The organism is Mycolicibacterium sp. HS_4_1 (assembly GCF_054515875.1).
On the sequence record NZ_CM137261.1, the window covers coordinates 2,963,781 to 2,978,432 of the forward strand.

Here is a 14,652-nt window from a genome sequence, read left to right on the forward strand (position 1 = left end):
TCGATGGTATTGGCCGATTCGACTCTGGAGGTTCTGGCGGGGTCACGACCGGTGCTGTGGTCTGTTGAGGCGCTCGAAGGTGTCCCCGAGGAGGTCGCTGATCGCGCACGATGGTGGGAGCAGCACATCGTTGAGGTATTGACCGGGCGCCGACCCGAAAGTCCGCCTGGGCAGCCAATCCGGCCAGAGTTCGATCCGGCGGTCCGATCCCTTCGCCAGAGGGAGCTGACCAAGCTTGAGGAGCTTCGAGCAGCCGGTCACGATCTGGCGTTGATCACCCTGCAGCGTCAGCGATCTCGCTACGAGGCCAAAGGTCTTCTGGGATTGGTGGACGGCCGCTATCTCGCCAAACGTCCAGTGTTGGGCCGTGTCGATGAGCGTGTCGTTGCCGTGGTCCGGCGTCTGATCGACAACGAAACTGAGCTATCAACCGGCACGGTGAGCAGACTTCAGCGCAAGCTGGAGAAGGCGCTGTTGGCCGAATACGGTCCCGACGACGCCCCGAAGGCCCCGTCACAGGCGACCTTCTACCGGCTCGTCAAACGCCTGGAGGAAGGCAAACACACCTTCGGTTCCGCCCGTACTCGCAGGTCATTGGCCAAGCAACCCGACGGCCCCTTCGGCACGGTAACCGCGGCCCGTCCCGGTGAAATGGTGGAAATCGACTCCACCCCGCTGGACGTGCGGGTGGTCCTTGACGACGGTGTAGTCGATCGGGTGGAGCTGACCGCCATGGTCGACAACGTCACCCGCTCGATCCCGGCGGCAGTTCTGCGGCCCACCACCAAGGCCGTCGATGCCGCGCTGCTGTTGGCCAAGGCGCTGACCCCAGAGCCGATGCGCCCGGGTTGGTCCGATGCGTTGCGGTTGTCACGCTCGGTGTTGCCGCATCGGCGTTTGACCGATATCGATCAACGGCTCGCCGATGCCGCGGCTCGCCCGGTGATCGCTCCCGAGACCATCGTCTGTGATCACGGGAAAGCGTTTCTCTCCAAGACATTTGAGCAGGCGTGCTGCTCACTGGGCATCAACCTGCAACCCGCTCATCCGGATCAGCCCACCGACAAACCGAAGGTGGAACGCACCCTGCAGTCGGTGGGTACATTGTTCGCCCAGTATGTCGCCGGGTATGTCGGTTCCAGCGTGGAACGTCGCGGCAAGAACGCCGACCAGGACGCAGTGTGGTCGCTGGTGGAACTGCAGGCGTTGCTCGATGAGTGGCTCGTCGCGGTGTGGCAGAACCGTCCCCACGACGGACTACGTGACCCGGTGACCCCGGGCAAAGCGCTGACGCCGAACGAGAAGTTCGCGGCCCTGGTCGAAGTCGCTGGTTACGTCCCGGTGCCTCTGAGCGCTGATGCTTACATCGAGTTGTTGCCCGCGACGTGGCGCACCATCGGCTCAGCGGGTATCCGGGTCAATCACCGGACCTACGATGCCCGGGCATTGAACCCGTACCGGCGAGTCGACTCTGGGGTTCGTTCCCGCAACGGCCGGTGGGAGGTTCATTACGACCCCTATGACGTCTCTCAGATTTGGGTTCGCAATCACCACGACGACGGTTGGATCACCGCGACCTGGACCCACATGCGCACCGCTGCAGTGCCGTTCGGGGACACCGTGTGGAAACAGGCCCAAGCGATCGTCGCCGAAAGGGGCGCAGATCCGGTGACCGAAGCCGAGATCGCGGCGGCGGCCGACGCCCTGCTGGACCGTGCCGAACGCGGCCCCGACACCCAGCAGGACCCGCCAGCAGCTCGACGCGCAGCCGCCAGGGCCCGATCCATCCCCGAGCCGTCCTGGCCACACCCCAGTGTCGAGGGCACCAACCAGAACCAGGAACCGTCTGAGGTGAGCACCGACAGGCCAGCGAACTCCGACGATGACGATCTTGCTGATGTCATCCCGTTGCCGGTGTTCGACGCACGTAAGGAGGCCGAGCAGTGGCATTGGTGAGTCCGATCAGTCAACTCGAGGAGCGCCGGCAGCCGACGACAACCCTGGAAGGGTGGCGACGGTTCATTGACGCTGACCGGCCTGAATTCACCTTGCTGCCCGACCAAGACTGGTCCGATCTCGACGATGCTGATCGGATCGCCTACAACGAGGCCAGGGTGGCCCACCATTCCGAGCTCGTCGTGGTGACCACCTCGGCGATCCAGAAGATCACCAACGAGGGTCAGCTGCTCACTTTGCTGAATCAACGCGAGATCGGCGCCCGGCGAGGGCTGATCGTCTCCGGTGGCGCAGCCACCGGAAAGACCACGGCCATCAAACAACTCGGCCGGTTCCACGAACTTCGGATCCGCACCCGTTACTCGGACAAAACCCGCATCCCTGTCGTCTACGTGACCGCTCCACCGAAGGGCTCAGCACGCAAGCTCGCAATGGAATTCGCCCGCTTCCTCGGGCTTCCACCGGTACGACGGATGAACGTCACCGATATCGCCGACGCGGTGTGCCAAGTGCTCATCGATGCGCGTACCGACATAGTGGTCGTCGACGAGATCCATAACCTCAATCTCGATACCCGTGCCGGAGAAGAACTTTCCGATCACCTCAAGTACTTCACCGAACACCTGCCCGCGACCTTCGTCTACGCCGGCATTGACGTCGAACGCTCCGGAGTGTTTACCGGTACTCGCGGCCGCCAGCTTGCCGGGCGCTGCGGTGTCATCAACACAGCGGCCTTCCCGTATGGGCAGGAGTGGCGGGCTCTGGTCGCCGCGATGGAGGGAACCCTGCGACTGCACCGACACGAGCCGGGCACGCTCGTGCGCCAGACGAAACACCTGCACCAGCGCACCGGCGGAATGATCGGAAGCCTCGCCCACCTCATCCGCTCGGCAGCCATCCGGGCAATGCTGGACCACACCGAACACATCGACCGCGAGGGCTTGGACAGCGTCCTCATCGACTACGCGGCTCAGGCCTCAGCCCAACGCAGCGCCGGATAGCAGTGATCACCGACTGGCCCCGACTCCCACCACGACCACTTCCGCAGTCAGTCACCGCATTTCGCGATGAGACCGTGTACTCCTTCACCACCCGACTCGCCCACGCCAACAGAATCCCACCCCAAAGCCTGCGCGACTACGCCGCACGCGAGAGCCATTACGTCGACCCTGAGCGCCTCGCCCGCCTCAGCGGCTACCCACGACATGTCCTCTGCGCCCGACTGCGGGGCCTGACCGCTGATGAACGTGATCTCACCCGCCAGCGGGCACGTGCCCGCCCGATTTGCCGGTACTGCACAGCACGGCGAGGGGTGCCCCAGCCGGTCCATTGCTGGTTGCCCGACCACCTCACCGTCTGTCATCGCCACGGCCGCTGGATTGGCCCCTCCGCCCAGCGATGGGACGATCAGATGTCACTGAAACACCATCCAGCTGTTGCCCGATCTGCCAGGGCACATCATGCCCTGGCCAAGCGCAATGCCCCCGACATCGTTGAGCTAGCGATCAACGACGCATCACGTATAGTGCTGCGGCAGCGCCGATTCCGACGGGATGACGGTCTCGGTGATAGCGCGGCCACCGGTATCGCATTACGGGGGCGATGGGCCAGCATCTCAACGGTCAACCTGCACATCGCCACCTACGTCGAAACAGTCCGGATGGCCGCAGTCATCATTGACCAGCGGCCAGCATTGTTGAACCGCACCGGCGATCCCAGTGTCGCCCGCGTAGCTCTCTTGGCAGCCGCGAACGCAGTGTTCGGCGCCGAGGATGAGACGGCGACCACCGCGGCCCTCGACGGCTGGCTGAACAACCAGCAGATCATCCGGAAGTCCCGCGATAAATCAATGATCGTTCATACCTGATGCAAAAGTCTTTATCTTGCAACCATATTCGTAGGAAAACCCATTGCCAGCCGACCGTGAGGCATACGTAGATGGAAATACTAGACGAGCTAGAAAGCTAGGCCGCCGATCAGGATGACAATACCCAGTCCGATCAGAACAATCGGGAACAGGATGTGTTCCCATCGTTCGAGGATCTCCGCGATCGGGCGGCGGGTGGCAACATATCTGGCGATGACCACCAGCACCCCGACGAGAAGAAGGAAGACGACGCAGTAGGCCACGACGGCTGCGTGTCCGACGCTGAGGAAGACCGGGACGTAGACGCCGACGTTGTCGCCGCCGTTGGCGAAGGTCACGCCAGCGACCGCCCAGACGCTGACGGTCTTGCCCGCAACCTTCGCGTCACCATCATCGTCACCGTTTCCGCGCCAGGCTTGCCAAGCCGCCTTCAGTCCCAGGGCGAGGGGGATGAGTCCGAAGAACGGGATGACGTCGGGCGGCAGGAATGCGCCCGCACCTAGGGTCACGAGGACGGCGGCGCCGAGAATTCCAGCGAATCCCAGGTATTGGCCGGCGGTGATCCGGGAGGTGGTCCCGCGTTGTCCTGCGCCGCGGGCGAAGAACAGTGAAAGCACGATGATGTCGTCGATGTTGGTGACGATGAACAGCCCGATCGCGGGCAGAACCGACGACAGGATCATGGGTGTGTGCCATCGGTGGTCACGACGGGGCACCCACTGCGGTCGCGGTGGCTAGGTTGGTTGACCGCTGTGCGGTGAGTGCGGTCAGTGCTGTGGTGCGGCCGGCGCGCACACCGTTGGCGATGACCACGATTTCGGCGAGTTCATGGACGAGCACGACGGCGGCCAACCCGAGCACCCCGAACAAAGCCAGCGGCATCAGCACAATGATCAGTCCGAGGGATAGGCCGACGTTTTGCAGCATGATCCGTCGGGCGCGGCGGGCATGGGTGAATGTTTGTGGCAGGTGGCGTAGGTCTTCACCCATGAGTGCGACGTCGGCGGTTTCGATGGCGACGTCGGTGCCCATGGCGCCCATCGCGATGCCGAGGTCGGCGGTAGCCAGTGCGGGGGCGTCGTTGACGCCATCGCCGACCATCGCGGTGGGGCGCTGGGTGCGGAGCTGTTCGATCAGTCGGGCTTTGTCTTCGGGGCGCAGATCGGCGTGCACGGTGTCGATGCCGACTTCGCGGGCCAGGGCGGCCGCGGTGGCGTGGTTGTCGCCGGTGAGCATCGCCACCTGGTAGCCGTCGCGGCGCAGCTGGGTGATGACTTCGGTTGCCTCGGGCCGCAATTCGTCACGCACGGCGATGGCACCGATCACCTGTCCGTTGTCTTCGACCAGGACGGCGGTGGCTCCGGCCTGCTGCATCCGGGTGACCTCGGCGGTGAGCGGACCTCGGTCGAGCCAGCCGGGGCGGCCCAGCCGGATGCGGTGCCCGTCGCGGTGGCCGGTGAGTCCGGCGCCGGTGACTGCCTCGACGTCGGCGGCGGGGGTGACGGTGCCGGCGGCGGCCAGGATCGCCGCGGCCAGGGGGTGTTCACTGCGGGCCTCTACGGCGGCCGCGAGGTCCAGGACGTGCTCGGGGGTGACGTCGGGGGTGGTGGCCACCTCGATGACGGTGGGCCGGTTGGCGGTGAGGGTACCGGTCTTATCCAGGGCGACCCCACGGATCCTGCCCAGCGCTTCCAGCGCGGCGCCACCTTTGACCAGGGCGCCCAGCTTGCTGGCGGCGCCGATGGCGGCGACGACCGTGACCGGTACCGAAATCGCCAGAGCACAGGGCGAGGCGGCGACCAGCACCACCAGAGCGCGTTCGATCCAGGTGGCGGGGTCACCGAGCAGGCTCCCCGCGACGGCGATCAGGGCGGCGGCGATCATCACGGCGGGGACCAGGGGTTTGGCGATGCGGTCAGCCAAACGTTGGGCGGCGCCCTTGCGGGACTGCTCGGCTTCCACGATGCGCACGATGCGGGCCAGGGAATTGTCCTCGGCGGTGGTGCTGACTTCTACTTCGAGGGCGCCGGCTCCGTTGATCGACCCGGCGAACACCTCATCACCGGGGCCGGCTTCAACGGGCACTGATTCGCCGGTGATGGCCGAGAGGTCCAGGGCGGTGCGGCCCCGGGTGATGATGCCGTCAGTGGCGACTCGTTCTCCGGGTTTGACGACCATGAGGTCACCGATGCGCAATTCTGTTGGCGCGATGGTTGTTTCGGTGCCGTCGCGGCGAACGGTGGCCTCATCGGGCACCAGCGACAGTAGTGCGCGCAGTCCGCGGCGGGTGCGGGCCAGCGAGTATTCCTCCAGGCCTTCGCTGATGGAGAACAGGAACGCCAGCATCGCGGCCTCACCGACCTCGCCGAGCAGCACCGCGCCCACGGCGGCGATGGTCATCAGCGTGCCGACCCCGATCTTGCCCTTGGCCAGCCGCCCCAGGGTGGACGGCACGAAGGTATAGGCGCCGGCCAGCAGCGCCGCTGCCTCCAACGTGAGCACCACCGGGTCGGCGGCGCCGACCAGGTTGGCGATCAACGCCGCCAGCAGCAGTACCCCGGAGAGCGCGGCGAACTGCAATTCTGTGATCTGCCAGAGCCGTTCGGGTTCACGCTCCTGCTCCTCGGCGCTGCGGGGTTCGTCGCTGCCGCAGCCACAGGCATCGCTCATTGCCGCGTCTCCTCGGTGTCGATCGCCGCACCCCGGGCGCCGGTTCCATAGGTGGGACACAACGCCACCGCGTTGCCGGTGGCCGCCAGCAGCGTTTCCGCCGCAGCGAGCACGTCCAGCAGCTCGGGGCGAGACAAGGAATAGAACACCTGACGGCCTTCTGGGCGGCCGGTGACCAGCCCACAGTCCCGCAGGCACGCCACGTGCGCGGAGACGGTGGATTGCGCCAACCCCAGCTCACCGATCAGATCGACAACTCGCGCCTCCCCGTCAGCCAGGCGGCGCACGATCGTCAACCGCGTCGCATCGGAGAGACTGTGGAACAGTGCCACCGCGGCATCGAGGTCGGACGTGTTGCCGGCCAGGCAGGTGTCCCGCTTATTCATCGTCACACAACGATGATAACCATCGAAGCCGATTTAGCGAAAGGGGCGCATTCGTGACAGCCATTCTCGGAGCTGCTCCCGGTCGCGGCGAGCGTCGCAGACGAATTCGGTCGTGCATCAGATCGGCTGATAAAGCTGGTCAAGTGGAATTCTCATCCGATCTGATACACCGCAGTTCAGCTCACTGGTCCTGTGTCAGATCAAATGAGAACGGACAAGTGAGCGGTGTTGGCGGCGCGGCTGCGGCCGGCGCTACGACGCTTGCACGGTTTGCATAGTGCACAGCCACGCCACGAGCGCGAGGAACGTTTGGGCACGGACGCTTCCTGGACCGACTCCGGCGGAAGGCGAAGCGGGTGTCCGATCCAGGACTAGTTGACAGTCGGGGAGCGCGCTGAGCTCGGCACTCTCAACAAGTCGTGGACCCAATCTAGGCCACTTGTCCACAACGATCTGAGAGTGCAAGACAGAATCCAGAAGCAGGTGAGAGCGCCGGACACGGCCAACTGCACTACGAAGGGACTGCCCCCAGTTTGGTTGACTCCTGACCTGTGAGGATTCGTCCTTGCTGGAAGGATCAATCTCGTGCCGACACCGTTTCCTGCCGAGTTCCGCGCTGACGTCATTGCCGTGGCCCGCAAGGGCGAGGCGCCATTGCGCCAGATCGCGAAGGACTTCGGCATCTCGGAGGCCTGCCTGCATCGCTGGCTCAAGATCGCCGACCGCCAAGACGGCGTCGACCAGCCCGGGCCTGCGCCAGCGGCGGAGGACGTTGCCGCGCAGCTGCGCGAAGCACGCAAGCGCATCAAACTCCTCGAGCAGGAAGCCGAGGTGATGCGCCGCGCCGTGGGCTACCTGTCCCGGGACGCCAACCCAAAATGATGTACCCGCTGGTCCTCGACCTTGCCGATGACGGTGTGCCCGTCACGGTGACCTGCCGGGTTCTCGGGTTCTCAACCCAAGGGTTCTACAAATGGCGCAAAGCACCCGTGTCGCAGCGAGATTGGGACGATGCGCACCTGATCGACACCGCCCGCGACATCCACGCAGACGACCCCGCATTCGGCTACCGATTCATCGCCGACGAGTTGCCCGGACGCGGGATCACTGCCGGCGAAAACCGTGTCGCGCGACTGTGCTCCCAGGAGCGCATCTGGTCGATCTTCGCCAAGAGACGTGGACTGAACCGTCGATCCGGGCCGCCGGTCCATGACGACCTCGTGCAGCGCCAGTTCAGCGCAGCCGGCCCCAACCACGTCTGGCTGACAGACATCACCGAACACCGGACCGATGAAGGCAAGCTCGACCTTTGCGCCATCAAAGACCTCTACTCCAACCGGATCGTCGGCTACTCGATCGACTCCCGGATGAAGTCCTCACTGGCGGTGGCCGCCCTGACCAATGCGGTAGCACTCCGATCACCGGTGGCGACGATCGTCCACTCCGACAGAGGCAGCCAATTCCGATCGCGGAAATTTGTCCATGCACTGTCGCACAACGGATTACACGGATCAATGGGCCGTGTCGGTGCATGCGGTGACAATGCCGCCATGGAGTCGTTCTTCGCCCTGCTGCAACGCAACGTCCTCGACCGGAAACGCTGGACCACTCGCACCGAACTGCGCCTGGCGATCGTGTCGTGGATCGAGCGGACCTACCACCGACGCCGACGCCAGCGCACCCTCGGCAAACTCACCCCGATAGAGTTCGAACTGCTCCACACGCCAGTCGCAACCGCGGCCTGAAATTCACACCCCGCGAGTCAACTGAACTCGGGGCAGTCCCGTGAAAGCCCAGGCGTGGATCGTCGACGGCCGCGATCCCGATCGTCACTCTCAGGGCCTAATCGCGCTGGCGGAACTCGGGCTGATGGATCCGCGGGCGGTGATCAGTCAGGCGCGTCCCGACGATCGTCGCGTCATCCGCCGCATATTGCAGCATCTCCCTGCCGGTTCTCGACCGTTGCGGGCCGCCGAGGATCCTGATGGGGTACGTGCGTGCGTTCCTGACGCGGCTCGCCGCGCCGACCGAGTAGACCGCGGTCCTGGCCGAGTATGAACGCTGGCGGGCAGGACAACAAAGTTCGAGGTCAACCGTCGTTGAGCGACAGGTCTGGTGGTGTGGACGGCAGCAGCCGCGCGTGGGCTGGTCTGTCTCGCGGTTCGGCCGTCCGGTCAGGTGAGCCGTCCGGTCAGGTGAGATGGAGAGTTTCGACGTCGCCCGCGGTGGCTTTGGTGGTCGTCGTGTCGCGGCATTCGCCGTAGAGCATGACCGACGCTAGGGGGACGCTGGCATCGGCCGGCGACAGGGAAGCATCCACACCGCCTTTCTTCAATGTCAGTGCGTGGCTTTTGAAGTCACTGTCCGCGGCCCATCCACCGTTTCGGAGGCGTTGTGCCATGTCGTCGAACGCGGCCGCCGCGGCGTGGGGTTCCGTTGGCGGTTGATAGGAGATTCTGGCGGCGCCACGGAACGGGCCTTCGCCGCCGTCGCTGCACGATTCATGCCAAAAGTACGCCGATACAATGGGTTTGGCGATGAGGTGGCTGACATCGGTTGCCGCGTCGACAACCTGACGCCGGGACTGTTCCGGTGTCATCGGGTTGGTCACGCCATTGGCGAGTGAATTCACTGTGTCACATCCTGCCAGTAGGGTTGCCGCTGCAATAAGGGTCACTGCACGTCGGGTGCGGTTCACGTTGTCGGGCTCTTTCATTTGTGCTCATGACCGCTCGTCGGTGGCCGGTACAGCTCGGGGTCAAAATCGGTCGATGGTAGGCCTGGGATGAACGAGGGCACGTGTATCCGGTGCGGTGCGGTCATGCCGTCATGCTCCAGCGCGTCGCCGTGTCCGGAGGCGATGTCCCCGATGCTGAAAAGCGATTCCGTTCCCGGGTCGTAGTAGTGGCTGTGGTCAGTGAAGGTGAGGCCCGGCACTTCGGCCTTGAACCTCGTCGACCCGAAACCGTCCACGGACGGATCGGCCCCGAGTGCGACCGTCACGCCCGTGCCGGGAAGGTGCGATTGCGTCATGCCGCCCAGGGCGGTGATCGGGTCGGTCGACGCTGAGCCGACATAGACGTGCCCGCCGGGGTTGAGGTGGAAGTCGTTGGCGTTGCGGGCCATATCGGTTCCCGGGCACCCCACCAGGACGGCGTTATCGATGTGCATGCCGTACCCGGCGGCCGCATCAGCGACCGTCGTCGATCCGTAGGAATGCCCGATCGCCGTGATGTGCTGGGAGCCCACCTTGGGATCGTGGGTGGAGCTGAGTGCGTTGACGTCGGCGGCCAGCAGTGCTCCGCCCTGGTGGGCCAGCCCGGTTTGTGCCACCTGGGGATCGAGCAAGCTGTCCGGGGCGTCGTAGCCCATCCACGCGATCACCGAGACAGGCTTGCCGTGGTCAGCGTTCTTGGTTTCGGTGTAGATGTGCGCGGCGTCAGGTGAACTCAGCCAGCCTTCGGTGACGCTGTGGCTGGTCCCCGGGACCACCACGGCGGTGTTGACGGCTTCATCGGGGTTGCCGATGGCGATCGCGGCGCGCCCGGCACCACCGAACTTGTCGGGTTCGTAGATCTGCAGGAACGTCGGTGCACCCGTGTCCGCCGCGTTTTTCTCGAGCCCCCTTTTGACCTGGACCGCGTTGTTGTAACGGTTCATCATCTCGCCGGCCATGCCGTACTGCTCGGGGTGCGCGAGCACCTCCTCCACGGTGACGCCGCGGGCCTTGGCGACCTCGGCGGGACGGTTGAGGTCCTGGTCCATAACAGCCTTGTTGGCCTCGCTGCGGGCGGCCACCGGGATGCCATTGAGGTTGCCGAGCCGCTCGGGCCAGTCATGCAGCAGCTGCGTGCGCTGTTGATCGGTGAGCGAGTTCCACCACTTGTTGACCTCTTCGGGACTCTTGCCGGTCGGGATTTGCGAGCCGTCGTCGTAGGGAAGCTTGTCCTGCGGCAGGTCACCGATGCCGAGCTTGGTTGGTGCGCCATCGAGGCCGGCCACCGCGGTGCGCAGGTCTTTGGATAGCTGCCGGTCGGTGGCGTCGAAGAACCCCAGCAGCGTCTTGACCGCGGTGGAGTTGGTGGCCGCGAGCTGGAGCACTTTCATCTCATTAACCGTGCTGGCCTTGGCGTACTGGTCCAGCGGGCCGCCCGGGCGCACCGAGACGCTGCCGTCAGGGGAGACTTGCCAGCCCTGACCGGTCAGCTGGCTGACGGTGTTGACCACATTGGTCCGGTTGGCGGCCAGGCGTGTGCCGCCGTCCTGGAGGACTGCCTGGGTGCGAGTGAGGGCGTCGTGGATCTGTTGCATCCGCGCGATAGTCGGCGCCACCTTGGCTGCTGCGGCATCAGAAGCTGTGCCCTCCCAATTCTTTCGCAGCCCGTCGGTGGTGGCGCGCTGCGTGTCGATCTGGGTGGCCAGATTCGCGGCCTTGCCACGCAACTCGGTGGCCGATTCGGTCAACGCTTCGGGTCGCGACGCCTCGACTTGGGGGATGGTCACCGTCATCGGTGACGCCGAACTTTCATCCTGCCCAATTGTGCTGCAGCGCAAGCCATCATCGAAGGTGCCTGCTGAACTTCTCGCCGAGTTCCTTGTCGGCGCGCTGATACATGTCTGCTGCCTTCGATAACTTGTCGGCGTGCGCAGCCAATTCCTCGTGCGCAGCAGTTGCCGCGGTGTTGAACAGCTCGCCAACCGATCGACATTCGGTCGCGCTGAGGAGACCGGACACTCCCTCGCCTGCGCTCACCATCGACTGCCCCACCGCCAAATTCGAAATGGCTGATGCGACGGTGGTTTGCGTGCGCGAGGCATGACGAAGTGCGTGAGGGTCGACGCGCAACACCGATGCCACACACACGATCCTAAGCCCGGCATCTCAGCCATCACTGCACCAAAAATACTCAGGGTACAGGCTGTTGCCCGGCCAGCCGGGGACCGGCCGGGCCTGGCGCCATCGCAGTTGGTCAGAGCCGAACTCGCACGCTGGTCGCCGGTCCCGGGCGCCGGATTGCGTGTCGCTACCGGCATGCCTGTTGGAGCTGTGTTTCCTCGTCGGCGATCGTTTTGAGGAGGTGTACGTAGGCAGTCTGTGCGTCGGCCAGGGGATCGTCCTGGCCGGGAGCTGCGGCCGGTTGCCGGGCCTGACCAACAAGGACGACTTCCTGGTCGACCAGATCGGCGATCCGGTTCATGTGCGGGGCGACTGCTGTGTAATCGCCGACGTCAGAGGCATAGCGGCGCAACCGTTTTGCCAACTGCTGATAATCTTCCAGGGGTCGTCCACCGCCGCCAATGTTGTTGGTCCAGAACCAGTCACGCTCGGTGTAGAGCCGGTCGATGACCGAATCTGCGGCACGGCAACCCCGCTTTTTCGGGGAGAATTCGATAGCCACAACGACCGTGCCGGCGTAGGCGACCGCGACGACAACGATCACCGCGACCATCCATCGGCGCATCTTCGGCCGTGGGGCGGCAGTAATGCGATCAGCGACCGCTACAGACACGCTCGGGTCCTGTTGCGCCGCGGCATGCAGCTCAGTGAGCCGGGGCCGACGGAGCTTCGCACGCAGATCGGGCCACAAAGAGAAGAACCCAAAGATCACCCAGTACGCCACCATCAGCACGCCGGCGACGGTCACCTGGTGCGCGAGATAGGCCCAGATCAGGATCGGGACGTACAGAAGCGCAATGGCCGCAGCGACTTTGCGTCGCCGCAGCGAGCGCCGGCGGTACTGCTCGGAAAGATCATGGAATCGCAGTGCCGCAGCCAAAACTGCGGGATCCTCCGGGACCGGGCCACGCCTCCACACGCGGGCCAGCTGTCGACGCTGCTGTTGATCGAGCCCGGCTATCGCTTCACGCTGTGTGGCTAGGACCTGGCGTCCGTTAACGACGGAAAACCAGCCAATGAGGAGGCAGAGCCCTGCACTGGCTGCCGCCCAGAGCAGCCACCACGCCCACTGGTGGGAACCGTACCCGTAACGAATCAGTTGCAGCGCGGAGTACCCGGGCAGCCACAGGCCACACCATGCCGATAGGACGATCCAGCGTGCGCGTTTGCTGCAGCGCACGGCCCACACCCACATTGGCTGTCCGCCTTCCGTTCGTTGTGTTTGATGGTTGCGTCGGCGGTCAGTCGGTATCGGACTCGTCGTTGTTTTGTTGGCACTGAACCTGTTTGGCTGCCCGGCGCTGCGCGTCGGCGCGCTCGCGGCATTGCCGCAGGAACTCTGCGTCAGCGACCGGATCCTCCGGAATGAACCGGCCCGGCCTGTCGTACTCGGGGCAGCCTCGGTCGGCGTTCGGTCGACGAACTGCCGCAGCGACCGGACGCCCGGCCGCTCCGCCAACGACTACACGACCGGCAACAACAAGCAACGGCCCAGCCATGGCCGCGATCGCACGCCCGAGCCGACGCACCGAATTCCCCACCAGATACCCCCGATAGCAACCGTGCACCCCCCGGCGCACAACACCAGACCCATGACATAGAGGCTGACATGTCAATACTCCATGAATCCGCGAATATAGCAAACGTTGCACACCACCACCGATCTCGTTCCCAGGTCTTCTGTCGTTGGCCTCGATGGTGTCGACGCAATGCTTAGTCGGTGTCGTAGTACCACCACCGCGGCATCACCTCGGGTCCGACTTCTACTCGGTTGCGATCAGGTTCGGGCATTCCAACCGGCACATACAGCAGACCGTCCCAGCCTCTGTCGAACGCGACGAGCACGGTCCCGTCGCGAAGCCCGGACACGCTGGCCGAGTACGTGCCGAGCAGCAGATGCTGCTTCTGGCCTCGGGCGGGCGGATGCTCGGCGATGGCCAGCACGTCCGGCCGGGCCTGGGCCCACCGCACTTTCCGTACGACGCCGGTCGCGATCGACAGAACCGAGAGAGCAACCACGACAACACTGGTCAGAAGCGGTGCCCATACTGACCGCCGCCTCGCGGAGATGCCGAAGTAAACCCCTGCGATCGGCAAGAACACCATTGCGCCGAATATTGCGTAGACGGGCCATCCCATGCGTTCGAACGGGCCGCCGCACCACACCAATGTTCCGCAGAGCAATATCACTGCGGCAACGAACAGTGCATCCATCACTTGGCACATCCAGGAGATGGCGGTGCGCCAACCCCCGGCCCGTGAGGCGGGCGGCGAAGCCGACCCGCGTGGGGTTGACCGCCCCAGACGTCGGCGCCACCGACGTGGCGAGCCCGCCGCCGGCGTAACTGGGTCGACGGCGTCGCGACCCTCATCATCACCATCGGCGGTCCGCTGTGGGGTTGTCACTGGCCCACCTCTGCAACAACACCGTTCGGGGCAATTCCTTGAATTGGCTTGCGGTGCTGCGTATTTGCGCGAACTTCGCCGCTGCGGGCCATGTGACTCTCCCTGAATGCAATTGTGCTGCAGAGACTTACAGGCCGCCCGCCAACCGAGGGGCATGATGTGTGGCGTGCGCGCCCGGTGATGACCGCCCGAGGGGCGCGGACACCGCGGCTGAGAGCTTGCCGATGGGGTACATCGGCAGGCAAACTCGATGCACCCCCGTTAGCTCACAGTCGCAAGGTGGAGATAACAGCTACTCGTCGCCATGAGTTGACGAGTCGGTCAGTTCGTGGAATTGTCGTCGACATCAGTTGAAGTGCTAGTCGAGCCGGGGGGCTTGGGCCGGGCATTCACAAGGGGGAAGGAATGTTTCGCGGATTGCCGCGCGCTGTGCGGCAGATTCTAGCAATGCCAACGCTGGTCGCTGTAGC

Annotated in this window: 12 protein-coding genes and 1 pseudogene; 5 read left to right on the forward strand and 8 right to left on the reverse strand. The window is 64.7% G+C overall.

What is annotated here, in order from left to right:
- Nucleotides 1–3: 3 nt before the first annotated feature.
- The 4 genes and pseudogenes from ACX12F_RS14150 (at nucleotide 4) to ACX12F_RS14165 (ending at nucleotide 3,823) form a co-directional block, all read left to right on the forward strand.
- Complete coding sequence (locus ACX12F_RS14150) at nucleotides 4–1,956, forward strand: TnsB C-terminal domain-containing protein (RefSeq protein WP_036372924.1); 1,953 nt, start codon at nucleotides 4–6, stop codon at nucleotides 1,954–1,956.
- Entirely contained in the window at nucleotides 1,944–2,957 is a 1,014-nt protein-coding gene (locus ACX12F_RS14155) for a TniB family NTP-binding protein (protein WP_011891572.1), read from the forward strand. Before ACX12F_RS14150 ends, ACX12F_RS14155 begins: the two co-directional genes overlap by 13 nt.
- A gap of 74 nt (nucleotides 2,958–3,031) precedes the next feature.
- Nucleotides 3,032–3,268: pseudogene (locus tag ACX12F_RS14160) on the forward strand (TniQ family protein); the annotation flags it as partial.
- A gap of 24 nt (nucleotides 3,269–3,292) precedes the next feature.
- The gene (locus ACX12F_RS14165) at nucleotides 3,293–3,823 is read left to right on the forward strand and encodes a hypothetical protein (protein WP_236723064.1); all 531 of its coding nucleotides are present in this window, start codon (nucleotides 3,293–3,295) and stop codon (nucleotides 3,821–3,823) included.
- 89 nt (nucleotides 3,824–3,912) lie between these two features.
- Here ACX12F_RS14165 and ACX12F_RS14170 read toward each other — a convergent pair whose 3' ends face one another.
- Genes ACX12F_RS14170 through ACX12F_RS14180 form a run of 3 tightly spaced genes read right to left on the reverse strand, consistent with a single transcriptional unit; the run spans nucleotide 3,913 to nucleotide 6,885 of the window.
- Complete coding sequence (locus ACX12F_RS14170) at nucleotides 3,913–4,506, reverse strand: cadmium resistance transporter (RefSeq protein WP_011894055.1); 594 nt, start codon at nucleotides 4,504–4,506, stop codon at nucleotides 3,913–3,915.
- 19 nt (nucleotides 4,507–4,525) lie between these two features.
- Nucleotides 4,526–6,493: a heavy metal translocating P-type ATPase gene (locus ACX12F_RS14175; protein ID WP_011891568.1), complete on the reverse strand. Its 1,968-nt coding sequence runs from the start codon at nucleotides 6,491–6,493 to the stop codon at nucleotides 4,526–4,528.
- Nucleotides 6,490–6,885, reverse strand: a complete 396-nt coding sequence (locus tag ACX12F_RS14180; protein WP_063840634.1) for an ArsR/SmtB family transcription factor — start codon at nucleotides 6,883–6,885, stop codon at nucleotides 6,490–6,492. Before ACX12F_RS14180 ends, ACX12F_RS14175 begins: the two co-directional genes overlap by 4 nt.
- Before the next feature lie 579 nt (nucleotides 6,886–7,464).
- Between ACX12F_RS14180 and ACX12F_RS14185 the strand changes: the two genes are divergently transcribed.
- A protein-coding gene (locus tag ACX12F_RS14185; protein WP_459370142.1) for an IS3 family transposase occupies nucleotides 7,465–8,624 on the forward strand; the annotation gives its coding sequence in 2 pieces (ribosomal slippage) (nucleotides 7,465–7,756 and nucleotides 7,756–8,624; 1,161 coding nt in all).
- Nucleotides 8,625–9,070: 446 nt separating this feature from the next.
- On the opposite strand, the gene ACX12F_RS14190 is transcribed toward ACX12F_RS14185, so the two are convergent.
- The 5 genes from ACX12F_RS14190 to ACX12F_RS14210 all read right to left on the reverse strand — a co-directional run bounded on the left by ACX12F_RS14190 (nucleotide 9,071) and on the right by ACX12F_RS14210 (nucleotide 13,990).
- Nucleotides 9,071–9,595: a lipoprotein LppJ family protein gene (locus tag ACX12F_RS14190; RefSeq protein ID WP_459370143.1), complete on the reverse strand. Its 525-nt coding sequence runs from the start codon at nucleotides 9,593–9,595 to the stop codon at nucleotides 9,071–9,073.
- Nucleotides 9,592–11,388: an alpha/beta hydrolase gene (locus tag ACX12F_RS14195; RefSeq protein WP_459370144.1), complete on the reverse strand. Its 1,797-nt coding sequence runs from the start codon at nucleotides 11,386–11,388 to the stop codon at nucleotides 9,592–9,594. Before ACX12F_RS14195 ends, ACX12F_RS14190 begins: the two co-directional genes overlap by 4 nt.
- Before the next feature lie 49 nt (nucleotides 11,389–11,437).
- Nucleotides 11,438–11,737, reverse strand: coding sequence for a DUF6317 family protein (locus ACX12F_RS14200; RefSeq protein WP_459370145.1), 300 nt, complete (start codon nucleotides 11,735–11,737; stop codon nucleotides 11,438–11,440).
- 166 nt (nucleotides 11,738–11,903) lie between these two features.
- Nucleotides 11,904–12,965 (reverse strand): hypothetical protein, encoded by a 1,062-nt coding sequence (locus tag ACX12F_RS14205; RefSeq protein WP_459370146.1) that lies wholly within the window; start codon nucleotides 12,963–12,965, stop codon nucleotides 11,904–11,906.
- Between the two features lie 524 nt (nucleotides 12,966–13,489).
- Entirely contained in the window at nucleotides 13,490–13,990 is a 501-nt protein-coding gene (locus tag ACX12F_RS14210) for a hypothetical protein (RefSeq protein ID WP_459370147.1), read from the reverse strand.
- Nucleotides 13,991–14,652: the final 662 nt, after the last annotated feature.

What these genes read in the sequence shown, in the direction of transcription:
- ACX12F_RS14150 (WP_036372924.1), top strand. Translation starts at nt 4, where the DNA reads ATGGTATTGGCCGATTCGACTCTGGAGGTTCTGGCGGGGTCACGACCG.
- ACX12F_RS14170 (WP_011894055.1), bottom strand. Translation starts at nt 4,506, where the DNA reads ATGATCCTGTCGTCGGTTCTGCCCGCGATCGGGCTGTTCATCGTCACC.
- ACX12F_RS14175 (WP_011891568.1), bottom strand. Translation starts at nt 6,493, where the DNA reads ATGAGCGATGCCTGTGGCTGCGGCAGCGACGAACCCCGCAGCGCCGAG.
- ACX12F_RS14190 (WP_459370143.1), bottom strand. Translation starts at nt 9,595, where the DNA reads ATGAAAGAGCCCGACAACGTGAACCGCACCCGACGTGCAGTGACCCTT.
- ACX12F_RS14195 (WP_459370144.1), bottom strand. Translation starts at nt 11,388, where the DNA reads ATGACGGTGACCATCCCCCAAGTCGAGGCGTCGCGACCCGAAGCGTTG.
- ACX12F_RS14210 (WP_459370147.1), bottom strand. Translation starts at nt 13,990, where the DNA reads ATGGATGCACTGTTCGTTGCCGCAGTGATATTGCTCTGCGGAACATTG.